Genomic DNA, 26,821 nt, shown 5'->3' with positions numbered 1-26,821 from the left:
CTCCTTTTCTCAGTACTCACTAGTATACCTCTTTTTGTCTTCACTTTCATTAAAAAATCGAGAAAGGATTTCCTCTCTCGATCTACCATTTGTTCCGATTTATTCTTGGTTGGCTAATAAAATCGTCAAGGTCGAAGCGACTTCTTCTTTCCTCACTTCAACGGTTGCGCCAGTATGCTTGATTTTGATCTCCACGATGCCTTCTACGGCTTTTTTACCGATGGTCAAGCGAATCGGACAACCAATCAAATCGGCATCTGCAAATTTGACCCCTGCACGTTCATTGCGGTCATCCACCAATACTTGATAGCCGACTTGGTTCATCATTTCTTCTACTTCTTCACTTAAGGCATTTTGATAGCTATCTTCAATCGACGTTTGGATGATATGCACATCAAATGGGGCAATTTCTTGGGGCCAATCGATCCCAAACTCATTGCCGTATTGTTCGACGATTGTTGAAAGCAGCCGAGAAACGCCCAGACCATAACAGCCCATGATGATTGGTTGTTCATCGCCATTTTCATCGACAACCGTCGCTTCTTGGGCCTCGCTGTACTTGGTTCCTAACTTGAAGATATGCCCAACTTCGATTCCTCGCGTAAAGGTTAAGGTTCCTTTTCCATCTGGGGAAAGATCGCCTTCTTGAACCAAGCGAAAATCGGCAAAGGCTAGTGGTTGAAAATCACGGCCTACATTTGCATTGAGAAAATAGCTCTGTTTTTCTGCCGCTGGGACGATCAGATTCGCCATATCTTGGACATGCTGATCCGCATACAATTGGATCGAATCAGCAAGCTCAATGGGGCTGCGAAGTTGTGTGTCACTGGTCAGATAGGACTCGGCTTCTTCAGCAGTCAGGACCTTCACTTGATCAGCCGCTAAAAAATGCTTGATTTTTGTTTCATTGAGACTGTGATCACCTCGAAGTAATACCATAATGACTTGCTCGTCAACGAGCAGCAAAAATACTTGAACGATTTTTTGCAAATCCGTATCGTGTGTTTTCGCCAGTTCCTCTAACGATAATGATTCTTTATGAACGACTTTTTGTAACTCTAAGTAGGTCTCATGAGATTTTTTAGCGATATACTGACTAGTTGCTAGTTTCCAATTGGCGACATAGTCGCTTTCAGTCGAATAACAGATCAGCTCTTCGCCGATTCCAGACAATGCCAAAAACTCTTTTGAATCTCGGCCACCCATCAAGCCATTATCCCCGACCACTGCCCGATACTCGATCCCACAGCGTTTCAATATGGCATGGTAAGCCATTTCGTAGCGATTATAGGTTTGATCTAAGCTGGCTTCATCGGCGTGAAAAGAATAGCCATCTTGCATGATAAATTCACGGCTGCGAATCAATCCAAAACGCGGCCGCTGTTCGTCCCGATATTTCGTTTGGATCTGATATAAGCTCAAAGGCAGCCGCTTATAAGACGTGATCTCGTTTTTGATCAATGTCGTGAACGGCTCTTCGTGAGTGGGCCCTAAAACGATCTCTCGTTCGTTTCGATCTGTCAACCGATACAAAGACTCACCATACAATGAGGCCCGTCCAGACTCCTTCCATGGTTCATACGGAAGCAAAGAAGGCATCGCCATCTCCACAGCATCGATTTCTGCCAGCTCCTCACGAATGACCCGTTTGATCTTTTCTAACACCCTTTGAGCTAATGGCAAGTAGACATAGATGCCTGCCGCCACTTGTCGAATATACCCTGCCCTAACTAACAGTTGATGACTTAACGTCTCCGCATCGCTGGGGGTTTCCCTCAATGTCGGAATCAAACATTTTGACTGTTTCATTTTTTTCTCCTTTGCTAAAAAAAACATGTTCACCCGATCAACAATTGATTTGCTTGTGCGTCTTATTTTTAAAAGAAGAAACGTTGGATATCATTCCAGGTAACGAGAACCATCAGCAGCATCAAAAACCCAAACCCAATCAGGGTAATGATGCCTTCTTTTTCTTGACTGATTGGCTTGCCTCGCACACCTTCTAAAATATTTAAAACCAGTTTCCCACCATCTAATCCAGGAATCGGCAATAAATTAAAGATCCCCAAATTGATGGAAATCATCGCCATCATGGCGATCACCGTTGTGACACCTTGCGATGCGGCTTGAGAAGACAGTTGGAAAATCGCTACCGGTCCGCCCAATTTATTGATATCTGGTTGGGCGATCAAGTTGCCGACTGCTCTAAAAATAACCAGCGAATTGTCAATGGTCGTTTGTAAGCCACCCAGTAAGATGTCTCCGATCCCAGTTTTTAACGAAGCCGTGATCCCTAAGAAACCGATCGTGGTCTCCCCTGATTCTTGACTCGCAGGAGTTGCTGTCAAATCAAGTGTTTCCGCTCCTCGTTTGACTTCTAGAGTAATCTTAGTAGCTGGGTACTTTTGGATCTCTGTCGTCAATTCTGACCAGTTGGAAACATCGACGCCTTCAACTGCTAGGATTTCGTCGCCATTTTTCAGCCCGGCTTCAGCTGCCGGGGTTCCTGCTTCGATTCCTGTCACGACGGTTGCATCTTGATTCGCGACACCACCTTGCGCAAACACCAATCCAGTGAATAAAACCAAGGATAAAATAAAGTTATTCATCGGTCCTGCAAAATTCGTCAGCATTCGTTGCCACAGCTTTGCAGACTGGAATTGAACGTCTTTTGGTGCGATCCGAACTTCAACGCCATCTTCATGAATGATCGTTGCGTCATGATCCACAGCGTACGTAACCGCTTCTTGTTCATTGCCGTTGATGAAGCCAGTGATCGTCAACTTCTCCTCCAAGTCAAAGTCGGTCACTTCCATGGGGATCGCTTGCGGCAATTGGATCTTTTTGCTTGTATTGATTTTGATGACTCTGCCAGTTGCATCTTGAACCAAGGAGACTGGCATGCCAGGCGTTAATTCAGTCTCATCTTCGCCCCAGCCTGCCATTTGGACATACCCGCCTAATGGCAGCATCCGAATCGTGTAGGTCGTCCCATCTTTCGCTTGATGCGCGAACAATTTAGGCCCCATACCGATGGCAAACTCTCTTACTAAAATACCTGCCCGTTTTGCAAAGAAGTAGTGTCCAAATTCGTGAATCACTACCACCACGGAAAAGATAATGATAAATACAAGTATCGTTTTCATGCTCGTTCCTCTCTTTCACAGCATCCCTCTCATTCAGGGCAGCCTTTCCTTATTTTATCACACCGGTTCCCGTTGAGGAACTCACATTCCCGTTGTAACAAGAATTTAAAAAAAGAAGCGCAAGCCAAGCCTGCACTTCTTAAAACTTTTCTAAAAGACACCGAATAAATACATGATTGGAAACACAAACAACATGCTATCGAAGCGATCTAAGATTCCTCCGTGACCTGGCAGGATATTCCCTGAATCCTTCACGCCATAGTGACGTTTGATCGCGGATTCCACTAAATCACCAAATTGCCCAGCGATCGAAAAGAGGACCGTCAATAAAATCATGATGGCACTACCGTGTCCAAAATAATCTTTCCCAGGAAATGCTAATAGATACAAACCAGCTACGACCACCGCAGCAGCAATCCCGCCTAGGGCCCCTTCGATGGTTTTATTAGGAGAAATCTCCGGCCATAATTTTCGTTGGCCGTAACGCCGTCCCACCATGTAAGCCCCAATATCCGTTGCCCACACGATAAACAGCCCGAAAACTAAAACAACTAATCCATCCGTTGCTGACCGTGCCGTCAAGAAACGTTCAAACCCGACACCAGTATATAAGCTAACGATCACCGGAAACCCAGCTTCATCGATGGTATACGTATTTTTCGAAATAACCGCGATCCCTAGTAACAAAAGAACGATCAGATAGTACAAGGCACTTTTATCTGTCCCCTCTGGCAAAAAGAAAAACCAGCGTTCTTGAGGCAAAACTAAGATCACCGCTCCGAGGATTGAAAGAATTCCTTCAAAACTGAAAATAGCTAGTCCTTTCATCCGAAATAATTCATAAACACCAATTCCTGCCATTGCTGCTGCCAGCAATTCGACGGCAATGCCGCCAACATAAATAATTGGCAGGAAAAAGGCTAATGCGACGACCGCAGTGATTACACGTTGTCTCACTCTTCTTCCTCCTCTGTTTTCAAACCGCCAAAACGCCGGTTTCGTTGTTGAAAGCTCCCGATCGCATCTTCTAGTAAAGCAGCATCGAAATCAGGCCAGAGCGCCTTCGTAAAGAATAACTCGCTGTATGCAATCTGCCATAACAAGAAATTACTGACACGTTCCTCACCACTCGTTCGAATCACCAATTCAGGATCCCGCAAAGGGCTTGGTAAAAAACCAGTCATCAAATGCGTCCCCAGCATGTCTTCCGTGAGCTCTGGTAGGGCTTCGCCGGAAGCCGAGAGTTCTTCATAAAGCGCTTGGACAGCTGTCAAAATTTCTGCGCGGCTGCCGTAATTTAAAGCAAAATTCAAGATCATCCCGGTGTTATCTTTGGTTTGGTCGATCGCTCGCTTGACCGCTTCTTGCGTGTGCGCGGGTAAAGAATCCGTGAACCCCATCACTTTGACTTGAACATTTTCTTTGATCAGCTCAGGAACAAAGGTGTCGAAAAAGTCGACTGGTAGTTGCATCAAAAAGTCTACTTCCTCGTTCGGCCTTTTCCAATTCTCTGTCGAAAATGCATAAAGCGTCAATACCTTCACACCTAAGTGTGAAGCGTGTTTCGTGATTTTCTTTACCGTCTCCATGCCTTCTTTGTGGCCAGCTACTCTTGGCAAGCGCCGATTTTGCGCCCATCTGCCGTTACCATCCATAATGATCGCGATGTGTTGGGGAATCGGCAGTGATGGATCAAATTCATGTTCAGCCGCTTCTTTGATATATTTGTCTTTTTGTGGAAAAAAACGCAGCATCGTATTCGCTCCTCTTCCAATTCTTGAAATTCATCTTTTACATTATAACAATAATCAGATTTCTTGCCTATGAAAACCAAGAAAAGATTTCTATATTAAGAAAAAACAAAAAAACAGCTGTCATATTCAAGTACATGAGATAGTTTCGCCCATAAAAAAAGAGCCGCTGAAGCGACTCTTCGTCATTCCTTTTAAACTTCAAGTAATTCTTGTTCTTTTTCAGCTGCGATGGCATCGATTTCTTTGATGCTGTTATCTGTAGCAGTCTGCACTTCTTTTTCAGATTCCCGCAAATCATCTTCTGTGATATCGCCAGCTTTTTCTTGTTTCTTGTAAGCTTCCATGGCATCCCGACGAATGTTACGGACGGCGATTTTCGCATTTTCAGCTTCTTTTTTCACGTCTTTCGCTAATTCTTTACGGCGTTCTTCCGTTAATTGAGGAATCACCAAACGAATGACCGTTCCATCATTGGCAGGTGTGATACCAATATCACTTTGCATGATAGCTTTTTCTACTTCTTGGATCATTGTTTTGTCAAAAGGTGTGATCATCAAAATTCTTGCTTCTGGAATCGTAATTGAAGCCATTTGGTTCAAGGGTGTTGGTACACCATAGTAAGTAACCATTACGCGGTCTAAGATGCTCGCGTTCGCGCGGCCAGCACGGATTTGTCCTAATTCCCGCTGCAAGTTTTCTGCTGCTTTTTTCATTTTGTCTTTTGCTTCTGTTAAAATTTTGTCAGCCATGTTATTTCCCCCTTACTGTCGTTCCAATATGTTCACCTAAAATGGCGCGGCGAATGTTTCCATGCTCATTCAAGTTGAATACGACTAATGGAATATCGTTGTCCATACTTAATGAACTTGCGGTTGAATCCATTACTTGCAATCCTTTGGAAATGACTTCTAAATGAGTCAATTCTTCAAATTTCACAGCACTTTGATCCGTTTTAGGATCTGCTGAGTAGACGCCATCAACATTGTTTTTTGCCATCAAAATGACATCGGCGTTGATTTCAGCTGCCCGTAAGGCTGCGGTCGTATCAGTTGAGAAATAAGGATTCCCGGTTCCGCCAGCAAAAATGACGACCCGTCCTTTTTCTAAGTGGCGTTCTGCTCTACGACGAATATAAGGCTCAGCGATTTGACGCATCTCGATTGAAGTTTGGACACGCGTTGGTACACCAGCGTTTTCTAGTGTATCTTGTAATGCTAAAGCATTCATCACAGTCGCTAGCATGCCCATGTAATCAGCTTGGGCTCTTTCCATCCCCATTTGCGCACCGATTTGTCCACGCCAAATGTTTCCGCCGCCGACCACGATCGCCATCTGTACACCTAATTCGTGGACTTCCTTGATCTCTTTAACGATCTCCTGGATGGTCGGTGGTTTGATCCCAAAGCCTTCGTCACCCGCTAATGCTTCACCACTTAATTTTAATACAACACGTTGATATTTTGGTTTGCCCATCATGATTCCTCCGTACATTCTCCAATACTATTGTAGCATATTGGTGCTCTTTCGTTGAAAATTATCTACACTATTTCTTCAAAAACCGTTTTTGCTTAAAAAAAGGGAGCGCACTTCCATGCGTTCCCATCTGTTCGAGGAACAGAATTATTTTTTCACTTGGCTCATTACTTCTTCAACGAAGTTGTCTTCGCGTTTTTCGATACCTTCGCCGACTTCAAAGCGGACAAAAGATTTCACAGTTGCGCCTTTTGATGCAACATATTTTTCAACTGTCATATCTGGGTCTTTAACGAATGGTTGGTCAACCAAAGCGATTTCTGCTTTAAATTTCTTCAAGCGTCCTTCAACCATTTTTTCAACGATGTTCGCTGGTTTGCCTTCGTTCAATGCTTGTTCTGTCAAGACTTGTTTTTCATGATCCAATTCTTCTTGAGAGATTTGTGCTTCGTTCACGTAGCGAGGGTTGATCGCTGCAACGTGCATTGCAACATCTTTCGCAACTGATTCGTCAGTTGTTCCTTCAAGAACAGTCAATACCGCAATACGTCCGCCCATGTGTAGGTAACCGCCGAAAGCAGCATTGTCATCTTTTTCAACAACTTCAAAACGACGGAAGCTGATTTTTTCTCCGATTACTTGTGTTGCTTCGATCAACGCAGCATCCATTGTGCCTTTAGAGGTTTCTAATTTTAAAGCAGCATCCATATCAGCTGGTTTGTTCGCTGCGATTACTTCAGCGATTTCTTTTACTAAGTCTTGGAACATTTCGTTTTTAGAAACGAAGTCAGTTTCTGAGTTCACTTCAACGATTGCTGCTGTGTTGCCGTTGATTGCTACAGATGCTAAACCTTCAGCAGCAATACGGTCGTTTTTCTTCGCAGCTTTTGCCATACCTTTTTCACGTAATAAGTCAACGGCTTTTTCGATGTCGCCTTCTACTTCAACTAATGCACGTTTTGCGTCCATCATTCCTACACCAGTCATATCGCGTAATTCTTTTACTAATTTAGCTGTTACTTCTGCCATTTTTTGTTTCCTCCTAAATGTTTTTAAACAAGATTGCTTGTCTTTAAAAAAAGCTGTTTCAAAGGAGAGTGAGGCTTGGCGCCTAGCCTTTGAAACAGCTCCATCATTTATTATTCAGCTGATGCGTTGTCGCCTTCGACAACATCAACGATTTCTTCGATTGAAGTTGCGTTTTCTGTTGATTCAGCAGCAAAATCTTCTTCTGCTACTTGGTCTTCGCCTTGGTTACCTTCGATGAAAGCATCTGCCATTTTCGCAGTGATCAATTTAACGGCACGAATAGCGTCATCATTTGATGGGATAACAACATCGATTTCGTCTGGATCACAGTTTGTATCGACCATCGCTACGATCGGGATATTTAATTTGCGTGCTTCTTGGATCGCGATTCGTTCTTTACGTGGGTCAACAACGTACATTACATCTGGAATTCTTGGCATATCAGCGATACCGCCTAAGAATTTTTCAAGACGTTCGCGCTCTTTGTTCAAGCCAACGACTTCTTTTTTAGGAAGAACAGCAAATGTACCATCTTCTTCCATTTTGTTGATTTGTTTCAAACGAGCAACACGTTTTTGGATTGTTTCCCAGTTTGTCAATGTTCCACCTAACCAACGATGGTTAACATAGTATTGACCTGAACGGATTGCTTCTTCTTTGATTGCTTCTTGTGCTTGTTTTTTAGTACCTACGAACAATGCAACGCCGCCTTCTTCAGCAACATTTTTCATGTAGTCGTAAGCTGCGTCTACTAATTTCACTGTTTTTTGCAAATCAATGATGTAGATGCCGTTTCTTTCTGTGAAGATATATTTCTTCATTTTTGGGTTCCAGCGACGAGTTTGGTGACCAAAGTGTACGCCGGCTTCAAGTAATTGTTTCATTGAGATTACTGCCATGTTGTGTTTCCTCCAATTTGGTTTTTTGTTTTCCTCTCTTGCTCTTTTACTCCTTGAAGAACTGAATCGATCAGCACCGCTTCGCAGATGGAACAAGATGTGGGATTGACGTGAAAAACTCACGCCTTAAACAGTATACAGTAGCTAAAAAAGAAATGCAACTGATTCAAATGAAAAACTACGATTCACGATCCAGCTTTTTTTAACACTCTAAATCTTTTCTTATAATATCTAGGTTTTTTCGGCGTTATCTGCTATGATAAGGCTGACTTAATCAATCATGCTTAAAGGAGTTTACCTATGCGAAAAGCTGATCGCCATTTACTTATTAGACAAATCATTACTGAACATACTGTACGCACGCAAGAAGAATTATTGCAGCAATTGGAAGTCCAAGGCGTCTCCGCCACGCAAGCGACTATTTCTCGCGATATTCGTGATTTGAAAATCGTGAAAGTGCCCGATGAGTCAGGTCAGACAAAGTTTGTCATTTTTCAAGGAATGCAAGCTTCTGAGGATGAAAAAGAAGAAGAGCAGCGGTTGATACAGATGATCGAAGACGTTGTCACTAAAGTAGATCGTGTGCAATTCATGACCTTGATCCATACCGTTGCGGACAATGCGCCTTTGCTTTCGGCAGCGATCGATGAAGTGACCATGCCAGAAAAAGTTTGCTCGTTGGCGGGCTTTGATACAGTAGCGGTGATTTCCCGCAGCGACGAAGACGCTGAAACTTTTTATCAATTTATCAGAAACCACGCGGTCTTATAGCGCAAAAACAGCTATAGGATCTAGCTGCATTCTTCACTACAAAAAAGCTGTGCCCTTGTCGAAACAAGAAGCACAGCTTTTTTTGTTACATTTTGTCGGGTGCGTGTAAACCAAGCAACCGTAAATCTTCTTTCAATAGAGTAGTTACTGCATAAACAAGAGCTAGACGTGCGTCTTTTTCCGTATCTTCGGCTAAGATTTTGACATTGGCATAATACTTGTTAAAGGCTTGTGCCAACTTGATGGCATGTTTGGCAATGACGGATGGTTCATATTTTTCCGCCGCTTGCATGACCGTTTCTGGGTAGCGCTGAATCAATTTGATAACTTCCCAGCTCTCAGCGTCTGCCAACGCCAGACTGCTGACAGCAGCGGGATCAAAGTTGGCTTTTTCAAGAATGCTCATGGCACGGGCATGAGAGTATTGCACGTATGGTCCGGTCTCTCCTTCAAAACGGACGACTTCTTCTAGCGTAAAGTCGAAATTATTCAAACGGTCATTTTTCAAATCGTGGAAAACGACTGCCCCGACACCGACTTGTTTTGCTACTTCTTCTTTGTTTTCAAGTGTTGGGTTCTTTTCAGTGATTTGTTCTTTCGCTGAATCGATCGCTTCATTCAATACTTCTTCCAAAAGAACAATCTTGCCTTTTCTTGTAGACAGTTTTTTCCCATCTTTGGTGATCAACCCAAATGGTACGTGGGTCATATCATCTGCCCACTCAAAGCCCATTTCCTTCAAAACAGCTTTTAATTGTTTGAAGTGATAACTTTGTTCATTCCCTACCACGTACAATGATTTTGCAAAATTGTAGGTCCGTTTGCGGTAAAGCGCTGCAGCCATATCCCGTGTGATGTAAAGGGTCGCACCATCGGACTTACGGATCAATGCCGGATTTAAGTCATAGGCAGCCAAATCAACGATTTCTGCCCCTTGGTCTTCTTTTAGCAAGTGTTTTTCTTCTAATAATTCCACGACTTCTGTCATTTTATCATTATAGAAAGCTTCGCCATTCAATGAATCAAAGGAAACTTCCAACATATCATAGATTTTATTGAATTCTTTTAATGATTCATCACGGAACCATTGCCACAAATCCATTGCTTCTTGGTCACCATCTTCTAGTTTCTTGAACCAAGCTCTCGCATCATCTTCTAATTGCTTATCTGTCTCGGCTGCTTCATGAAAATCAACATACAAACGTAATAGTTCGTTGATTGGTTCCGCTTTGACCGCTTCTTCTGACCCCCACTTCTTATAGGCAACGATCAATTTCCCAAATTGTGTGCCCCAGTCGCCTAAATGGTTGATGCGAATTGGCTGATAACCGATTTTTTCTAAAATAAAGCCGATCGAGTTACCAATCACAGTGGAACGCAAATGCCCCATTGAGATGGGTTTGGCAATATTTGGTGAAGACATATCGATCGGTACTGCTTGCTGATTGCCGATGGTTTGATCGCCAAAATGATTTTTTTCTTTGAGAACCAGCTCTAAGACATGGGCAGAGATTGCTTTTTTATCCATAAAGAAGTTTAAATACGGACCGACCACTTCAATTTTTTCAAAAGACGCTTGATCGATTTTTTCTGCTAAGTCTGCGGCAATTTGCTGCGGCGCTTTCCGATAGACTTTTGCTAGCGAGAAGGCTGGGAATGCCACATCCCCATGGTCGGCTGACTTTGGATTTTCCAGTAATTGCTGAACTTGTTCGATCGATAGATCTTCTTTTACTACTTGATGGATCGCTTGTGCGACGATTTCTTTGTTATTCATAGTATCCCTCCTATAATGACTGAACCCATTTTTTGATGAAACGTTGTTTGAAGCAAGCAAACAGTTGTATGTTTTTCATGCAAGAAATGATTGATAAAAACAAAAAAGCCTCTAGCGCATAACTTGCACTAGAGACGAGATTTCCCGCGGTACCACTCTGATTGTCCTTTTCGGACCCACTTTTTTCTGATAACGGCAGAATTCCGTTTGCTTAGCAAATTCTCACAAGTGCGTTTCACAATCTGATCAATTCGGCTTCCACCACCCCGAACTCGCTAACTGATACTCGAATCGCTACTTCTCTTGTTTCATCAAATCAAGGCTATTTACTTCCCAGAAAGTATAGCAAAGAAATGTTTGTTTGGCTAGCGAGATTCTGGCATTTTTCAAAAATTTTATTTTTATACTTTAGGAATAAATAGATCCCCGGCAGTCACTGCCATGATCGCTTTGATTGAGTGCAAACGATTTTCGGCTTGATCAAATTGACGAGCATACTTGCTACGAAAGACCTCGTCAGTGACTTCCATCTCAGAAATCCCATACGCCTGCGCTGCTTTTTTGCCATAAATAGTTTGTTCATCATGAAAAGCCGGTAAACAGTGCATAAAAATCACTTGGTCATTTTGCGTTTTTTCCATCAACGATTGGTTTACTTGATAAGGCAGCAGCTGTTCGATCCGCTCTTCAAATTTTTCTTCTTCGCCCATTGAAACCCAAACATCGGTATACACGACATCAGCGCCTAAAACACCTTGATCCACGTCATCCGTCACCAGGATCTTTGTGCCAGAGTGCTGAGCATAGGCTTGTGCTTGTTCGATAATGTTTGCTTCTGGCTGCAAGGCCTTCGGGGTGACGACATGAATATTGACCCCTAAAATCGCACTCGTCACTAACAAAGAATTGGCGACATTGTTGCGCCCATCCCCGCAGTATGCGATGGTCAAGCCAGTCAGTTCACCGAAGTTTTCTTGAATGGTTAAAAAGTCAGCGATCATTTGTGTTGGATGCCAGTCATCCGTTAAGCCATTCCAAACAGGCACGCCTGAATAGTTGGCCAGATCTTCGACAACCTGTTGGCTAAAGCCGCGAAACTCGATCCCGTCAAACATGCGGCCGAATACTTTGGCGGTATCTTCAATGGATTCTTTAGACCCCAACTGAATATCATTGGCCCCTAAAAATTCCGGATGTGCCCCCAGATCCACCGCTGCAACCGTAAAGGCTGCTCGTGTCCGTGTCGAATTCTTTTCAAACAAAAGTGCAATATTTTTTCCTTCTAAGTAGCGATGTGGTTGATTGTTGGCTTTCATCCCTTTTAAGTGCTGGGAAAAATCAATTAAATATTGCAGTTCTTCTTTTGTGAAATCTTTCTCTGCTAAAAAACTGCGTCCTTTAAAAACTGATGTCATTGCATACCCGCCTCTCAAATAATTAATAAATATACATCAGAATATCAAATAATGAAATATAATACAACTATATCTTCTGTTTGCTCATAAATGAAACAAAAAAAACACCTAAGAACGGATCTTAGGTGCAATCATCTTAAGAAATCCTATGGGCAAAGCTGACACTTGGATCAGCATTCAATGAAAGGTCTGCTAGGTGCTGCTTTTTCAACGCAACATGGGCATAGGCACCAATCATGGCCGCATTATCTCCGCAAAGGCGCAACGGTGGAATCAACAGTTCTACCTCCGGCAATTCCTGCATTGCTTTTTGTAAAGCGTCACGCAAGCCTTGATTCGCGGCGACCCCGCCAGCGACGATCAGTTGTTTTACCGGATAGGCTTGGCATGCCCGCACTGTTTTGTGAACCAATACTTCGACTACGCTGGCTTGAAAACTGGCTGCTAGATTTTCTACTGACAATGCTTCCTCTCTTTGCTGTGCATTATGCACAAAGTTGATAAAGGAACTCTTCAAGCCACTGAAACTAAAATCAAAATTATCTTCTTGCATCATTGCTCGAGGAAAGTGATACGTATCACTACCTAGATGTGCAAGGCGATCAATTTCTTTCCCACTAGGATAAGGCAAACCGAGAACTCGACCGACTTTGTCATAGGCTTCACCAGCGGCATCATCTCTCGTTTCTCCGATGATCTCAAAAGAGCCATCTTCTGCCATATACACCAATTCGGTGTGGCCGCCGCTGACCAATAATGCCATTAAAGGAAAAACCAATGGCTTCACTAGGCGAGCTGCATAAATATGTCCTGCCATGTGATTGACCGGAATCAGCGGTAAGCTGTGGGCCCACGCAAAGGCTTTCGCTGCAGAAAGCCCAATCAACAGTGCCCCAACCAACCCTGGACCATAGGTGACAGCCACGGCTGATAATTCTTCTGGTTGTGTGTTGGCTTGGGTCAATGCTTCGTCGATGCACAAAGTAATCTGTTCGACATGGTGACGACTAGCGACTTCTGGTACGACACCGCCGAAGCGCTGGTGGCTCTTGATCTGCGAAGCAACAATGTTACTTAAAATGGTGTCGCCGTTTTTAATCACTGCCACACTGGTTTCATCACAACTGCTTTCAATGGCTAAAATCAATTCATTCATTTGATTTTTTTCCGCCTACTTTCTTTTCCATAATCAACGCATCCTCTTCAGGATGACTGTAATATTTTTTTCTACGACCGATGACCGTATAGCCCATGCGCAAATAAAGGGCCTGTGCTTGTAAATTCGACACACGTACTTCAAGATAGATCCGCCGACCATCGGTTTGTTCCACGAGCGATTCCATTTGTTTCAACAATTCTTTCGCCAAACCATGCCCTTGATATGCTGGTAAAACCGCTACATTAAACAGCTCTGCTTCATCCAGCACTTGCTGAAAACAGAGAAACCCAATCAGCTCTTGCTTGGTTTTTCCATAACGAAACAAATAGCGACTGTTGCTGTTTTGCAAATCTTGCTGAAATTGCTGCAGATTCCAAGGCGAGCCAAAGGGATAGCTCTGATCCGCCAATGACCAGAGCATTTGCGGTGTCGGGATCGTTTGTTCTGCTTGTTCGTTAGTCATTTAAAAATTTCACCATATCCAATGCGTCTTCATTGCCTTCAGTGTAATACGCCGTTTTGATCGCCTGTGAAACAAACCCGAGGGTCCGATACAAACGTTGCGCATCACGATTGCCCAGGCGAACTTCTAATGTCAAACGGTCGCATTTGTTTTTCCTTGCATAACGTTCCATCTCTCCTATCAAGAAAGAACCGATCCCTTTTCCTTGATAATCAGGAATGATCGCGATATTAGTGATATGGGCATCAGCGCCTAAAATCCGCACCCCGATAAACCCAATCATCCGTTCATTATGCAAGATGCCCAAATAAAGATGTTTGACCCGTGAATAAAGTTCTGACAAAAAGGCGCTCTTGGTCCAAGGCAGTTCCCCAGCATACACGAGACGCTCCACCTGCAGCAGCTCTTTAATGTCATCACCGACTAATTCACGAACAACATACGTTTCCCCTCGTATCTCTTTTTTACGCTCTGGATATTGAATCTGACGGAAAAGAGCCAACTTTCCCGTCATCGTTTTAAATTTTTTCAACATAGGCATCCACTCCCGGTTCATGCGAGGCTAACCATTTTTCTTCGGCTTCAACTAATTTTAAATAGTCCGGTACAAAATCATGGATCGAAGCCACCGGCGCTTCTTCTTTCGCAATAGCAGCTAAAACAACGCCATTCGGGTAATTCCAAAACGACACTTGATTGATATGGGCTGTCGGCAGTTCCGCCTCGATCATGTCTTTAAATTTGACGGTATCGGCGCCGACAAATAGCACTTCTTGACCATCAACTGCTTTTAGCTGGGTCAATAACTCAGACAGTGAGATATGCTGGTCTTTGATCCTTGTTTCTAAGGTACCATTATGCCATTGGTAGGCACCTGCGTAGACATTTTGACGGCGAGCGTCAAACAACGGGACGATCACTTGCGATACGCCCACGCAATTGGCAGCGACTGCTTTCAAACTAGAAACACCAATCAGCGGGATGTTCAATGTTTGTGCCAGCGTTTTTGCTGTTGTGACACCGATGCGCAAACCCGTATACGAGCCAGGACCTTTCGCAACAACGATTTGCTCCAGCTCTTTAGGGGCCATCCCCACCGCCTGCATCAATCCATCAATGGCAGGCATCAATGCTGTGCTGTGGTTTTTGATCGCCATCGTCTGGCTTTGTCCCAACACTTCTTGACCATCGACCACCGCAACCGCCAGTGTCTGGTTTGAGGTATCAATCGCTAATGTTTTCATCTATCTTCTCCCCATTCAAAAAACTCTCTCATATTCTACCATATTCTAATCAAATGCCCAACCAAGTCTCCAAAAAGATGCCTGCGTTTAGAAAAAAAGCAATAGGACAACAATACCCGAACCTTTGAAAAAAGCAAGCACGGCTGCAGTTGCAAACCAGCGGGGCTGTTTAAAGGTTCGGGTAAGGCGATATTCATTTTTTTGTTATTTCATTAAAACTCAGTTGACGTGTGTAACGGTATCCTCCGATGATTCAACTGGTTGCTAAGAAGATTGGCGCGTAATCAGCTCCGTTGCGATCGTAACTTTTCGAGGAACGGGTGCTGCATTCGTAATGATATCCAGCAAGGTCGTCACTGCCAGCTCCCCCAGCCATTCCGTATGAACTTTGATGGTTGACAGAGTCGGAAAGACGTACTTTGCGACACTGACATCATTGAAGCCGATAATTGCGATCTTATCTGGAATCTTGATGTTTTTTTCTTGCAAAGCACGCATAGCGCCAATCGCTAAGGCATCACTGGAAGCAAATAAGGCACTTGGCAACTCTTTGTTTTGCTGCAAATACTCTTTCATCGCCTCATAACCGCCCTCTACTGTAAACGGTGCGCTGAGATGATATTGCGGGTGGTGCAACTTCAACCGACGAAGCCGTTCCTCAAAAATCCGGCGCCGAGGGTCATCGATTTCTTGGTGATGGTCCTTGGTAAACTCAACGCCTGATAACAAGCCGATCCTTTGGTGGCCTTTTGCAATAAAGTCATCGATCACTAAATCGACCGCTTGTTGAAAGTCCACCACCAGAGAATTGACGCCCTGGGCCAATGCGTCAAAATCGACCATCAACAAATTGGATTGGCTTTTTTTCAATTGACGAATCTGGTGATCATCGAATTTCCCTAGCGCGATCGTTCCATCGACGGCGGTATCAGACAATCCTTCATAGGGTTCTTTCAGCAAACGGATCCCTAATTCTTCGGTTTTGTTTTCAATCCCGATACGGATCGCTAAATAGTAAAGATCCGCTAATTCTTCCTCGGTATCAAACCATTGGATCAAGCGCATACTACTGGTTTCTGGCTGACTCTTTTTTTTATGTTTTGTGTAATTGAGTGCTTCTGCGGCTTTAAAAATTTTCTCTTTGGTTTCAGAACTGACCGATAATTCTGAATCGTAATTCAGCACCCGTGATACAGTGGCTGGCGAGACGCCAGCCTGTTGTGCAATATCTTTAATCGTTGCCATCTTCCAGCCTCCTTTTTTTGCGGGGAACTTTTTTATAAAGTAGCTATAAAGCGAGCAAAGGCCGCTTGCCCTGTCTGGTCTCGTTTAAAGACGCCTGCATGCGTCAATACTTGTGTAAAGACTTCTCCTAATGCATTGCGCAAAATCTGCGACACGTTTTCGGCATTGCATTCTGGGTGCTGGGCTTTGATCGCATCTGCCCACGGTATATGGTAAGCCGCGATCTGATTGGGCTGATCCAATAGATAAGCAGTCACTTCTTCTAGTTCCGGAGCTAAACGCGGTGGGAGAACTGCCAAACCCATGACTTCAATCAATCCGATATTTTCTTTTTTGATATGCTGCACTTCTTGATGTGGATGAAAAATGCCGTCAGGATGTTCTTTGGAAACATTATTATCCCGCAAGACTAAGTCCATTTCAAACAGCTCTCCTTGCTTGCGGGCGATCGGTGTCACTGTATGATGAGCCGTCCCATCTTCTGAAAAAGCAAGTATCGAAACACTTGGATCTGAGTACTGTTGCCATTGGGCTAACACATATTGGCAAGCGGCGGCTAATTTTTGTTTGTTTTTCGCTTGTAATCGTATCACCGACATTGGCCACTTCACGATCCCCGCAGCTACATCAGGAAACCCAGTCAAAGAAAAGTGTTGTTCGATTGGCGCTTTTGCCATGGCAAACGTATGCCGCCCTCCTTGGTAATGGTCATGGGACAAGATCGAACCCCCAACGATCGGCAGATCGGCATTGGACCCGACAAAATAATGCGGCATCACTTCAATGATCTGCAACAAGCGAGCGAAGGTTTGCAAATTGATTTTCATAGGCCGATGGTCTAAAGAAAGAAAAATCGAATGCTCATTGTAATAGGCGTAAGGAGAATATTGGAAGCCCCACGCTTCATTATCCAAATTCATACGAATGATCCGATGATTGGTCCGCGCTGGGTAATTGACCCTTCCTTGGTAGCCTTCATTTTCCAAACACAACATACATTTCGGATAATCTACAGAAGCAGCGGTACCTTCTTGGGCAATTTGCTTCGGATCTTTTTCAGGTTTTGATAAATTGATCGTGATCTCGATCTCCCCATACTCCGTATCAACAGGAAAGACGATATTTTTAGCGATGGCCCGAGTCTTGATGTAATCATTTTGACGGCACAGCTCAAAGAAATAATCCGTCGCTTCTTTAGGATCATTGGCATAATGTTGCGCAAAAAAAGCATTGACTACTGAAGGTGGTGGCGTCAAAAAGTCCATCAACTGGGCTTCAAAGATTTCTCTTTCTGCGTGAGAATCGCCAATTTGCTGATTGCTCAATGCACATGCCACCAGTTCGTCCATCATTTCAATCGAGGAACGAGCAACAGAACGAATTTCGCTGGGCTCAAAAACAGCTTCCCCGATCATAGCTAGTACTCGGTTTTGCAAATAAATACGATCCATTTCCATCCAGCCGCCAGCCTTGATTGCTAAAGTGACGAAATCGCTGATTGTTTGGCTGATCGTCATTGGTTATTCCTCCTGCCCTTGATACCCATTTGGATGGCTGACATGCCAATTCCAAGCAGTCTCGATGATTGCTTCGACGTCGGTATAGACTGGTTTCCAGCCTAAAACCTTTCGTGCTTTTTCACTCGATGCCACTAAGGTACTTGGATCACCGGCACGGCGAGGCGCCACTCTGGCTGGGATCTCTTTTTTCGTTACATTGCGGGCCGCTTCCACCATTTCTTTCACAGAGTACCCATGATTGCTGCCTAAATTGAAGACATTGCTCTCATTGCCTTTTTGTAAATATTCTAATGCCAACAGGTGAGCAGCGATCAGATCTTCGACATGGACATAATCACGAACACAAGTCCCATCTGGAGTATCGTAATCCTCCCCAAAAATCGCGACTTCTTTTCGTTGTCCTAAAGCAGCTTGTAAGATGATCGGTACTAAGTGTGTTTCTGGATCATGGTCTTCACCGATCGAAGCATCCGACTTCGCGCCAGCCACATTGAAATAACGCAATGCGACATACTTCATACCATAGGCTTCATCGCACCAACGCATCATTTTTTCCATGATCAACTTGCTTTCGCCATAAGGATTTTTAGGATTTGTTGGGGTTTCTTCCGTGATTGGACTATGATCAGGTTCCCCATAGGTTGCTGCTGTAGAAGAAAAGACAATATGTTTCACTTGATGTTCCTTCATCACTTCTAAGAGGACCTGCATCCCATACACATTATTGTTGAAATATTTCAATGGTTTTTCTACGGATTCACCCACCAAAGAGCTAGCAGCAAAGTGAATCACGCCATCGATCGTTTCTTTTTCAAAAACCGATTGTAAAAATGCTTTGTCGCGAATATCCCCTTCATAAAAGGTTGCTGCTGGATGGATCGCTTGGCGATGTCCTGTCAGCAAATTGTCAACGACAACGACTTGTTTTCCTTGTCCGATCAATTGATCGACTGCATGAGAACCGATATAGCCGGCTCCTCCTAATACTAAAATCGCCATATTTTCAGCCTTCTTTCTAAATTCCTTCATCATTTCTTATTCTACAGTTTTCGTGCACCATCATCAATACTTGCTTGATAAATGTCGGTTGCGTAGCCGATTTCTGCTAAATAGGTTGCTTTGACGGACGCTTCAAAATCAGCCCATTCACTTGCTTTGACCAATGCGATCCCGCAGCCGCCAAAGCCCGCACCAGTCATCCGCGCACCTAAAACAGCAGGATGCGCTTGAGCAGCTGCGACTAATGTATCTAGTTCACGCCCTGTCACTTCATAATCATCCCGCAATGAAGCATGCGAAGCATTTAACAACTGGCCGAATTCTTCAAGATCACCAGCAGTCAAAGCGGCTTTTGCTTTTAATGTCCGTTGGTTTTCCGTCACTGCATGTTTCGCCCGTTTGATCAAGCGTGGATCATCGATCAATGCTGTATTTGCAAAAAAGGTTGCTTCGTCTAATGCACCCAATGAATCAACGGCTAATGATTTTTGCAAACGAGCTAATGCTTCTTCACATTCTGCACGTCGTTCATTGTATTTAGAATCAGCCAATTCGCGGCGCTTATTGGTATTCATGATCGCTACGACATAATCACCAAATGCCGCTGGTACGACTTCATAATTTAAAGTGTTCGTATCTAAAAGCAATGCATGGTCTTTTTGACCCATTCCGATCGCAAATTGATCCATGATCCCTGAGTTAACGCCAATAAACTCATTTTCGACTTTTTTGCCGATTTTAACTAAGTCCAAGGTCTTCAAAGTTAAATCAAAGAGATCTTTTAGACAAACCCCCGTCAGCAATTCAATCGATGCAGAAGAAGAAAGACCTGCGCCATTCGGAATGTTGCCATAAAAAGCGATGTCAAAGCCACGATCGATCCCTTGCCCCGCTTCTTTTAGGAAACGAACGACCCCTTTCGGATAGTTTGTCCAATCATCTTCTTTTCGGTAATCTAGTTCATCTAACTGAAAGGAGATCACGCCTTTTTCTGGAAAATTCTCTGAATAGAGTTGGATCAACTGGTCTTCACGTTTTCGTGCTACTGCATACGTGCCTAATGTGATTGCCGCCGGGAAAACATAACCGCCATTGTAATCTGTGTGTTCACCGATCAAGTTGATTCTCCCTGGCGCAAAATACATGCCTGTGCCTGCTGTTCCAAATTTATCAATAAATATCTGTTGCAATTGCTCCATTTTTCTCACTCCCACTTTCTTTTTAGTAAACTTATTGTAAATTATTTACTAAATTATTTCAAGCGTTTTCAATCCCAAAAGTGATTTTTTTTGATATTTTTTCCGTTTTCATTCATAATGAACCTATAACTAAAGGCGAGGTGTTTAATGATGAAACGATTTCTTTCAGGATTTTTAGTAGGAACAGTCGCAACGGTTGCTGCAGCTGCAAGTGTTGTTATGACGGTCAAGAAACAAGTGATTGATCCAATTGACGAACAACAAGCAGATCATGATGAAAAACGGAAACGCGCGATGCGTAAAAGCGTTGCCCGCTAATCATTTGCTACAAAAGAGCCGTCAGCCTTCAATAGGCTGGCGGCTCTTTTAGGTAATCATTCTGCCTTCTCCAGTAAGTCCTGCAAAATCACGGCTTGATTTTGTTCTTCATTTTTCGCTCCGTAAAGTAAGGTCACGGTCTGTTGTTCAGCAACCAACGCTTTTAACCGTGCCAAGGCATCTTTAGCTGGCGCTTTCTCTAATTCTTGTAGATAGCGGCCTTTAAACGCATCAAAACGTTCAGGATCATGCCCAAACCATTTGCGCAATTCAGTACTTGGTGCGACTGCTTTGAGCCATAGATCGATCTGGGCTGCCTCCTTTTTCATTCCTCTAGGCCAGATGCGATCCACCAATACCCGATAGCCATCTGTCGTTTCCGCCACTTCATAAATTCTTTTTCGCTTGATCAACGCACACTCTCCTTATCGATAGACCTAAGTTCTATAAATAAAGGCAAAAGTCCACAATGTAAATTGAACAATGACTTACTTGAAACACTCCGTTTGGTGTTTCGTCGCTCATTCAAATTTGCTTGTGTTCTTTTGCCTTAAGTTCTCTCTTTTATAAACTATTTTTCTTTTTCGTCTTGCCACTCCAGCCTTCATAACCTTCTTTTAGGATATAGACATTGGTAAAGCCTTCTTTTCGTAATTTATTTGCTGCGCGAATACTCAACGATTTACGCGTGTCATATAAGTAGATCGGTTGATCTTTACGAAATGCGCTGAAGGAATTGGTTAAAACAGTAAAGGGAATATTACGCGCCCCTAAAATATGCCCACTGTCAAATTCATTTTTTTCCCGAACGTCGATCACTTGGGCTTTCTTCATTCCTGCTTTAAATTCATCTTCTGAGATGATCGTTGCTGAACGGCGTCCCATAATTTGAAAATACGCCCAGTTCAAAGCGATTGCTAAGATTATTAATGCCAAAACCAAGTTTAGCCACATAATTGGTGTCATTTCTTCTATTCCTCTCTATTGTAACAAACATTCTTTTTTGATTTATGCTGCTTTAATCTATCCTTGCCTAGCAGCTTGTCATCTATGCTTTTGCTGCAAACTGCAAAGCTAATGATGCTGCCCCAATCACACCGGCATCATTCCCAAGTTCGGCCAATTTGATTTCAGTACTTTCCGTTACCTGTGGGAAGGTAAATTGAGCAAAGTAGGCAGCAACCCGTTCACGTAAAAATTCACCGGCTGCCGATACGCCTCCACCTAAAACGATACTTGATGGATTTAATGTGTTTCCTAGGTTTCCGCATGCCAACCCAAGGTAGAAGCACACTTTATCAACGACCATCAAGCCAAATGAATCGTTTGCTTGAGCCGCTTCAAAAATATCTTTACTTGAAACATCTTCCCCATTGTCCAGCTGTTGTTTCAATGCCGAGTCGCCAGCATATTCTTCTGCCAACTGTCGAGCAACTCGCACAACACCCGTCGCACTAGAAACCGTTTCTAAACAACCACGTTTGCCGCAAGTACATTCGAACCCTTCAGGATCAACAGTGATATGACCGATTTCTCCGGCACAACCAGCAACCCCATGAAGCAATTGCCCTTCCATGATGATACCGCCGCCAACACCTGTACCTAGTGTGATAAAGATGACATCAGGATTGTTATCCCCTGCCCCTTTCCAACGCTCACCTAAAGCTGCTACATTGGCATCGTTATCGATGGCAAATGGGATTTTTGTGCCTTTTTCAATCAGTTCTTTGACTGGCTGAAGTGTTTTCCAGTTCAGATTGTAGGCACCTATGACGGTTCCTTTGTCACGGTCGACACTTCCTGGTGTCCCCATACCAATACCGATAAATGCTTCCGGCTGTAAGCCATATAATTCTAGGCGATGATTGATCGATGCCACGATTTCTGGCACGATATGTGAGCCTTCATCAAGAATATTGGTGTCAATACTCCATTTTTGCTGAATCTCGCCTTCGCTCGTTAAAATAGCGAATTTCACCGTTGTTCCGCCTAAATCAATTCCGATGATTTTTTTGTCCATCACTTGTTTTCCTCCCGGCTTTCTTCAATTCGATGCTCCCGCGTAAGAATTCGCCGGGCAGTCAGATATACATCCCGATCTATCAAGCGACTGTCATAAAAGTTTTTCAACTCGATTTGCATCAGTTCTATATCGTAGATCCGCTTGCCGACATATACGTAAACACCAAATTGTTTCAGTAATTGTTGTACGTCATATAACGTTTCCATTTAACCACTTCCTGCTTATTATACAAGTAATTAATATTTTTTAAAACCATATATCACAAAAATAGCCAATAAGAAAACAAAGAGTCCGCCAGAGAGGATTCTGGTGTGGATCGAATATTTTCCATAGTTCTTTGGCAATGCCAAAAGATTCCCTAACAATAACCCACCGAGGATCCCGCCAATGTGTCCCCACATATCAATCGTTTGATCAAACACCCCAAAAACCAGGTTCAATCCAACGAATAGGGCAAATTGCCGTACCATTGCTTGGATGCGGTAATCATTTCTAAAATGCCAACCTAAAATCAAAAATGCCCCGAAAAGCCCGAATAATGAAGTACTAGCGCCTGCTGATTGAACCCCTATTTGGTTGAAAGCAAAACTCATGGTATTGCCCATGATGCCGCTTAGTAAATACAAGGCAAAAAAACGGCTATGACCATAGATGGCTTCTACTTGTTGCCCCATATAATAGAGAATCACAGAGTTGATTGCAAAATGTGCCAACCCGAAATGCAGAAAGATTGGGGTAACGAAACGCCAATATTCATTTAAATAGACGACAAACGGACCAAACATCACCCCGCCTGATTGAATAGAGGGACTAAAATAACCCAAGATAAACACAATAGTTTGGATAGCTAAAAATAGATACGTGAAGATCGACTGATTCAGCCATCTTTTCATTTGAGAATTCATTGACGTGCTCCTTTACGTGCGAATAAGCGAATCCGTATAGATTTTATCGATTGGAATGTCGAATACATCTGGTGTCCATTGATCGTTGAATTGTTCTCCGAAGACCAAAGAAACGGTCTTGCCATCAAAAGCTGACAAGAAACGATCATAATAGCCGCCGCCAAAGCCGATGCGATAGCCTTTTTTCGAAAAAGCCAAGCCGGGAACAATGAGTAAATCCAAGTGATGGGCTTCTTGCTCACTGATCGGCTCTTCAACCCCAAATGCCGACGTTTCATAACGCGTTGCCGGCTCCACATGATAAAACTGCAATTTTTTTTGTTGTGCTTTCGGCACTGCGATTCGTTTGTTTTGTTCAAATCCTTTAGCAAAAATAGCCGCTGTATCAAATTCAAATGGCAACGAACGGATCACTCCTACTGACTTAGCCGTTTGCCAAATCTGAGAAGAAAACAGCAACTGCAAAATCACCGTTTCTTTCTGCTGCTTTTGTTTGCTCGGCATTTTTTTTAATGTTTGGATCATGTGCTCTCTAATGACTGGTTTTTCCATTGGATCACTCCTCTCAGAAATAGTACCAAAAACTGTGTCCAAATAGCAAACTAGAATCGCAGATTTCTTGGCAAGATCATGACTATCTGCTCATCCTTCTTTACGCCGGATCAGTAAAAAGACAAAGTACGGTGCCCCCACGATAGAAATGATGATACCAGCTGGGATCTCACCGCTTGTCAATAGTAAACGACCGATCGTATCACTTACTAAGACCAGCAGACTGCCGATCATTCCCGCTAAGAAAAAGGCACTGCGAGATTCTCTGCCGATGAGTCCCTTGGCGATATGAGGCGCCAATAAGCCCACAAAGGCTAAATTACCGGTATAGCCAACCGTACTGGCAGCCAAACCAACCGCAATCACTAAAAACCACGTCCGCAACCGTGTCAAAGAAACCCCTAAGCTAATTGCCTGTTCCTCACCAAAACCAAGCAGATTAAGTTTAGGTACGGTCCAGAAAGCTGCGACAGACAATACGATGACCCAAGGAAGCAGACTGGTAATTTGCTGCCACGAGGTTCCCCAGATAGATCCAGAAAGCCATGCTGTTACAAAGCGATAGCGGTCTTTTGATAATTCCACCGTAAAAAGTAAAGTAGCCGCGGCCAACCCTGCATTGACGGCGATTCCCGCAAGCAGCACTCGCTCCATCGACAACAATTGGCGGTGTTTATAGGCAATCAAATAGACCAGTACAGCAGCCAACAAGCCACCGAAGATCCCAACGACAGGTAAAAGCTGCGATCCTTGGGTATAAACCCCTAAGTAGATCATTACAAAGAGACCCGCGCCATTGTTGATTCCTACGATACTTGCATCAGCCAGCTCGTTTCTCGTCACCCCCTGCAAGACAAAACCAGAAAAACCAAAGGCACCGCCGGCGATCAGCGCCAGACAAGCCCGTGGTAGTCGAAACTCAGTAAACGTCAGTACCTGACTCGAAGAAGCCGTACCTTGAAAGATTGCCCCTAATGTCTGAAAGGTTAAGATTGTTTTTCCCACCATGACACTTCCTAAAAAAGCGGCCATCACCAGTAGAAAAAAAACAAAGAGTGTTTTTTTCATCAGTCTTCCCTCCGTATCTTGACCAATAGAAAAGGCACACCGATCAATGCCATCAGTATCCCAAAGGGTGTCTCAAAAGGGGGATTGATCAAGCGACCTGCCAGATCAGCGGCCATCACCAGTGTTCCCCCTCCAAGGATCGTCAAAGGCAAAATCAGTTGATAGTTTTTGCCCACCATCCCCCGCACGACATGAGGAACCATTAAGCCGACAAAGCTGACCGGTCCTACAAGCGAAACCGCCATTCCCGCCAAAACTACGACTAACAGTAAGGCAGATGCCCGAATCAGATGCGGGTGCTTGCCTAATGAAATGACGGTGTCATCTCCTAGTGCTAACAGATTGAGGGCTTTTCCTAGCCGTAGCACAAAAACGATGGCGATCAGATAGATGGGGCCCACAAAACGCAGTTGCTGCCAAGTCACATTCGCCGCACCACCGATAAACCAAAAGGCTATCTCTTGGTTTAAATCAAATTGCAATGACAGAGTTTGACTAATGGCTGAGAAAAAAGAACTTAATGCCACACCAGCCAAAATCAGTCCCGTGGGCGACATGCCTAGTTTGGCGTATCTGGTCAGTAAAAAAAGCAGCCCAGTTGCCGCAAACGCACCAAAAAAGGAAAACAGCGCCGCTTGACTCGGTTGCACACTAGGAAAGAGGATAAATGCGATCGCTAGTCCCAAGGCAGCCCCACTATTGACACCTAAAAGACCACCATCTGCCAAGGGATTTCTCGTAATCCCCTGCATGATGGCTCCTGTAACAGCAAAACAACTTCCTACTAGAAAAGCAGCCAAAACACGTGGCAACCGAATATTGCGCAAGACTTGATGCAGCTGATTCTCATAATCAAAAGCAAAGACGGCATCCCAGATCGTTTCAAAAGAAAGGTCCGCTGCTCCTTGAGTGATCGCTAAAAAGAAACAGATAATAAAGCAGCCACTAAAAAGCAGCAGCAGCCAAGGAAACTTTTTCATATCTGCGCTCCTAACTCATAGGTCAAGACCAGCGGCTTTGTACTATTAGGAAAGGTACCTAACACGGCATCGATCTCAAACAAACGCTGCAGCCATTCTTTGGTCAGCACCGTTTCCGGTGTACCGGAAACCAAAAGCTCTCCACCTTTTAATGCGTAAATATAATCAGAAAAACGTGACGCATGATTCAGGTCATGAATCGACATAATGATCGTTTTCCCATAGGTTTTATTGATTTGCTGTAATAAGAGCAAAATTTCTAATTGATGCGCAGGATCTAAAAAGGTTGTTGGTTCATCTAAAATCACGATATCCGTATCTTGCGCCAGTGCCATGGCGATCCAAACGCGCTGCTTTTGTCCCCCTGACAGCGTACTGATCACTTCTTCTGCCAGTGCCGTCAAACCAGTTGCCTGCAAAGACCAGTCGATCGCTGCAAGATCTTGTTCCGATAGACTATTCAGTCCTTTTTGATAGGGAAAACGACCGTAAGAAACAATTTCGCGAATCGTCAAGCCAATCGATGAGTCGCTAACTTGTGAAAGCAGCGCAATCTTTTTAGCCACTTCTTTGGTTTTGATGTTCTGGAGGTTTTGTGTATCTAATAGGACCTCACCAGACAAAGGCTGTAAAATTCGGGCGAGTGCCTTTAAAAATGTCGATTTTCCACTGCCGTTCGGACCAATCAAGCCGATGATTTTCCCTTCTGGAATCTCAATTGTTAGATTTTGCACAATTTTTTGTTTTTGATAGCCGACACTCAAGTCAACTGTTCGTAATTTCGCCATATTCGTCCCCAAAATAATTGATTGATAATGCTTATCAATTATGAATGTAATCCTACTATTCGTCAATAGTTCTAAAAAAAGGAAATAAAAAAAT

General features: G+C 43.7%; 29 protein-coding genes and 1 other annotated feature. Of the genes, 2 read left to right on the top strand and 27 right to left on the bottom strand.

Going from position 1 to position 26,821, the window contains the following annotated elements:
- Nucleotides 1–99: 99 nt before the first annotated feature.
- The 8 genes from IGJ42_RS05470 to rpsB form a co-directional block, all read right to left on the bottom strand.
- A complete protein-coding gene (locus IGJ42_RS05470) occupies nucleotides 100–1,809 on the bottom strand; it encodes a proline--tRNA ligase (RefSeq protein ID WP_430615997.1) in 1,710 nt (569 codons plus the stop codon).
- A 68-nt stretch (nucleotides 1,810–1,877) separates the two neighbouring features.
- The gene (rseP, locus tag IGJ42_RS05465) at nucleotides 1,878–3,146 is read right to left on the bottom strand and encodes an RIP metalloprotease RseP (RefSeq protein ID WP_008381110.1); all 1,269 of its coding nucleotides are present in this window, start codon (nucleotides 3,144–3,146) and stop codon (nucleotides 1,878–1,880) included.
- Nucleotides 3,147–3,296: 150 nt separating this feature from the next.
- Nucleotides 3,297–4,103, bottom strand: coding sequence for a phosphatidate cytidylyltransferase (locus IGJ42_RS05460; RefSeq protein ID WP_005236992.1), 807 nt, complete (start codon nucleotides 4,101–4,103; stop codon nucleotides 3,297–3,299).
- Nucleotides 4,100–4,900, bottom strand: coding sequence for an isoprenyl transferase (locus tag IGJ42_RS05455; protein WP_086332206.1), 801 nt, complete (start codon nucleotides 4,898–4,900; stop codon nucleotides 4,100–4,102). The genes IGJ42_RS05460 and IGJ42_RS05455 overlap by 4 nt, the downstream gene beginning before the upstream one ends.
- 191 nt (nucleotides 4,901–5,091) lie before the next feature.
- Nucleotides 5,092–5,649, bottom strand: coding sequence for a ribosome recycling factor (frr, locus tag IGJ42_RS05450; RefSeq protein ID WP_005229434.1), 558 nt, complete (start codon nucleotides 5,647–5,649; stop codon nucleotides 5,092–5,094).
- Between the two features lies 1 nt (nucleotide 5,650).
- Nucleotides 5,651–6,373 carry a UMP kinase gene (pyrH, locus tag IGJ42_RS05445; RefSeq protein WP_005229433.1) on the bottom strand — a complete coding sequence of 241 codons (723 nt, stop codon included), beginning with the start codon at nucleotides 6,371–6,373 and terminating at the stop codon, nucleotides 5,651–5,653.
- Nucleotides 6,374–6,520: 147 nt separating this feature from the next.
- A complete protein-coding gene (tsf, locus tag IGJ42_RS05440; protein WP_005229432.1) occupies nucleotides 6,521–7,402 on the bottom strand; it encodes a translation elongation factor Ts in 882 nt (293 codons plus the stop codon).
- 110 nt (nucleotides 7,403–7,512) lie between these two features.
- On the bottom strand, nucleotides 7,513–8,301 hold the full coding sequence (gene rpsB, locus IGJ42_RS05435) for a 30S ribosomal protein S2 (protein WP_005229426.1): 789 nt from the start codon (nucleotides 8,299–8,301) through the stop codon (nucleotides 7,513–7,515).
- 300 nt (nucleotides 8,302–8,601) lie between these two features.
- On the opposite strand from rpsB, the gene IGJ42_RS05430 reads away from it, so the two are divergent.
- Nucleotides 8,602–9,072: an arginine repressor gene (locus IGJ42_RS05430; RefSeq protein ID WP_005236999.1), complete on the top strand. Its 471-nt coding sequence runs from the start codon at nucleotides 8,602–8,604 to the stop codon at nucleotides 9,070–9,072.
- An 85-nt stretch (nucleotides 9,073–9,157) separates the two neighbouring features.
- Here the strand turns inward: IGJ42_RS05430 and argS are convergent, their stop codons facing one another.
- The 10 genes from argS to IGJ42_RS05380 all read right to left on the bottom strand — a co-directional run bounded on the left by argS (nucleotide 9,158) and on the right by IGJ42_RS05380 (nucleotide 20,093).
- Entirely contained in the window at nucleotides 9,158–10,849 is a 1,692-nt protein-coding gene (gene argS / locus IGJ42_RS05425) for an arginine--tRNA ligase (RefSeq protein WP_005237000.1), read from the bottom strand.
- Between the two features lie 127 nt (nucleotides 10,850–10,976).
- Nucleotides 10,977–11,170, bottom strand: a binding site (T-box leader).
- Between the two features lie 80 nt (nucleotides 11,171–11,250).
- On the bottom strand, nucleotides 11,251–12,264 hold the full coding sequence (gene argF / locus IGJ42_RS05420) for an ornithine carbamoyltransferase (protein WP_086332205.1): 1,014 nt from the start codon (nucleotides 12,262–12,264) through the stop codon (nucleotides 11,251–11,253).
- Nucleotides 12,265–12,400: 136 nt separating this feature from the next.
- A complete protein-coding gene (gene tsaD / locus IGJ42_RS05415; RefSeq protein WP_016621244.1) occupies nucleotides 12,401–13,420 on the bottom strand; it encodes a tRNA (adenosine(37)-N6)-threonylcarbamoyltransferase complex transferase subunit TsaD in 1,020 nt (339 codons plus the stop codon).
- Nucleotides 13,413–13,886: a ribosomal protein S18-alanine N-acetyltransferase gene (rimI, locus tag IGJ42_RS05410; protein ID WP_086332204.1), complete on the bottom strand. Its 474-nt coding sequence runs from the start codon at nucleotides 13,884–13,886 to the stop codon at nucleotides 13,413–13,415. Before rimI (IGJ42_RS05410) ends, tsaD begins: the two co-directional genes overlap by 8 nt.
- The gene (rimI, locus tag IGJ42_RS05405; protein ID WP_008381099.1) at nucleotides 13,879–14,421 is read right to left on the bottom strand and encodes a ribosomal protein S18-alanine N-acetyltransferase; all 543 of its coding nucleotides are present in this window, start codon (nucleotides 14,419–14,421) and stop codon (nucleotides 13,879–13,881) included. Before rimI (IGJ42_RS05405) ends, rimI (IGJ42_RS05410) begins: the two co-directional genes overlap by 8 nt.
- Nucleotides 14,405–15,130, bottom strand: a complete 726-nt coding sequence (tsaB, locus tag IGJ42_RS05400; protein WP_005237009.1) for a tRNA (adenosine(37)-N6)-threonylcarbamoyltransferase complex dimerization subunit type 1 TsaB — start codon at nucleotides 15,128–15,130, stop codon at nucleotides 14,405–14,407. Before tsaB ends, rimI (IGJ42_RS05405) begins: the two co-directional genes overlap by 17 nt.
- Before the next feature lie 264 nt (nucleotides 15,131–15,394).
- Nucleotides 15,395–16,375, bottom strand: a complete 981-nt coding sequence (locus IGJ42_RS05395) for a LacI family DNA-binding transcriptional regulator (protein WP_086332203.1) — start codon at nucleotides 16,373–16,375, stop codon at nucleotides 15,395–15,397.
- A 32-nt stretch (nucleotides 16,376–16,407) separates the two neighbouring features.
- A complete protein-coding gene (gene galT / locus IGJ42_RS05390; RefSeq protein ID WP_086332202.1) occupies nucleotides 16,408–17,892 on the bottom strand; it encodes a UDP-glucose--hexose-1-phosphate uridylyltransferase in 1,485 nt (494 codons plus the stop codon).
- Nucleotides 17,893–17,895: 3 nt separating this feature from the next.
- On the bottom strand, nucleotides 17,896–18,894 hold the full coding sequence (gene galE / locus IGJ42_RS05385) for a UDP-glucose 4-epimerase GalE (protein ID WP_081118772.1): 999 nt from the start codon (nucleotides 18,892–18,894) through the stop codon (nucleotides 17,896–17,898).
- Between the two features lie 41 nt (nucleotides 18,895–18,935).
- The gene (locus tag IGJ42_RS05380; protein WP_008381089.1) at nucleotides 18,936–20,093 is read right to left on the bottom strand and encodes a galactokinase; all 1,158 of its coding nucleotides are present in this window, start codon (nucleotides 20,091–20,093) and stop codon (nucleotides 18,936–18,938) included.
- A 150-nt stretch (nucleotides 20,094–20,243) separates the two neighbouring features.
- On the opposite strand from IGJ42_RS05380, the gene IGJ42_RS05375 reads away from it, so the two are divergent.
- On the top strand, nucleotides 20,244–20,411 hold the full coding sequence (locus IGJ42_RS05375; RefSeq protein ID WP_017144401.1) for a DUF3042 family protein: 168 nt from the start codon (nucleotides 20,244–20,246) through the stop codon (nucleotides 20,409–20,411).
- 56 nt (nucleotides 20,412–20,467) lie between these two features.
- Here the strand turns inward: IGJ42_RS05375 and IGJ42_RS05370 are convergent, their stop codons facing one another.
- The 9 genes from IGJ42_RS05370 to IGJ42_RS05330 all read right to left on the bottom strand — a co-directional run bounded on the left by IGJ42_RS05370 (nucleotide 20,468) and on the right by IGJ42_RS05330 (nucleotide 26,727).
- Nucleotides 20,468–20,824, bottom strand: a complete 357-nt coding sequence (locus IGJ42_RS05370; RefSeq protein WP_016613158.1) for a DUF488 domain-containing protein — start codon at nucleotides 20,822–20,824, stop codon at nucleotides 20,468–20,470.
- 151 nt (nucleotides 20,825–20,975) lie between these two features.
- Complete coding sequence (locus tag IGJ42_RS05365; RefSeq protein ID WP_016613157.1) at nucleotides 20,976–21,377, bottom strand: rhodanese-like domain-containing protein; 402 nt, start codon at nucleotides 21,375–21,377, stop codon at nucleotides 20,976–20,978.
- An 82-nt stretch (nucleotides 21,378–21,459) separates the two neighbouring features.
- Complete coding sequence (locus IGJ42_RS05360; RefSeq protein WP_008381084.1) at nucleotides 21,460–22,431, bottom strand: ROK family glucokinase; 972 nt, start codon at nucleotides 22,429–22,431, stop codon at nucleotides 21,460–21,462.
- Nucleotides 22,431–22,640, bottom strand: a complete 210-nt coding sequence (locus tag IGJ42_RS05355) for a YqgQ family protein (RefSeq protein WP_005229394.1) — start codon at nucleotides 22,638–22,640, stop codon at nucleotides 22,431–22,433. The genes IGJ42_RS05360 and IGJ42_RS05355 overlap by 1 nt, the downstream gene beginning before the upstream one ends.
- A 30-nt stretch (nucleotides 22,641–22,670) precedes the next feature.
- Complete coding sequence (locus IGJ42_RS05350) at nucleotides 22,671–23,339, bottom strand: rhomboid family intramembrane serine protease (protein ID WP_086332201.1); 669 nt, start codon at nucleotides 23,337–23,339, stop codon at nucleotides 22,671–22,673.
- Nucleotides 23,340–23,351: 12 nt separating this feature from the next.
- Nucleotides 23,352–23,891, bottom strand: coding sequence for a 5-formyltetrahydrofolate cyclo-ligase (locus IGJ42_RS05345; protein ID WP_086299630.1), 540 nt, complete (start codon nucleotides 23,889–23,891; stop codon nucleotides 23,352–23,354).
- Between the two features lie 90 nt (nucleotides 23,892–23,981).
- Nucleotides 23,982–24,959 carry a FecCD family ABC transporter permease gene (locus IGJ42_RS05340; protein ID WP_016621237.1) on the bottom strand — a complete coding sequence of 326 codons (978 nt, stop codon included), beginning with the start codon at nucleotides 24,957–24,959 and terminating at the stop codon, nucleotides 23,982–23,984.
- Nucleotides 24,959–25,939: a FecCD family ABC transporter permease gene (locus IGJ42_RS05335; RefSeq protein ID WP_086332200.1), complete on the bottom strand. Its 981-nt coding sequence runs from the start codon at nucleotides 25,937–25,939 to the stop codon at nucleotides 24,959–24,961. The genes IGJ42_RS05340 and IGJ42_RS05335 overlap by 1 nt, the downstream gene beginning before the upstream one ends.
- Entirely contained in the window at nucleotides 25,936–26,727 is a 792-nt protein-coding gene (locus IGJ42_RS05330) for an ABC transporter ATP-binding protein (RefSeq protein WP_061053916.1), read from the bottom strand. Before IGJ42_RS05330 ends, IGJ42_RS05335 begins: the two co-directional genes overlap by 4 nt.
- Nucleotides 26,728–26,821 lie beyond the last annotated feature (94 nt).

This window comes from Enterococcus sp. DIV1067f, assembly GCF_050543505.1.
Taxonomy (GTDB): Bacteria; Bacillota; Bacilli; order Lactobacillales; family Enterococcaceae; genus Enterococcus_D; species Enterococcus_D entomosocium.
The sequence above is the reverse complement of the archived record's forward strand: the minus strand, read 5'-3'. Positions and strand labels throughout refer to the sequence as shown.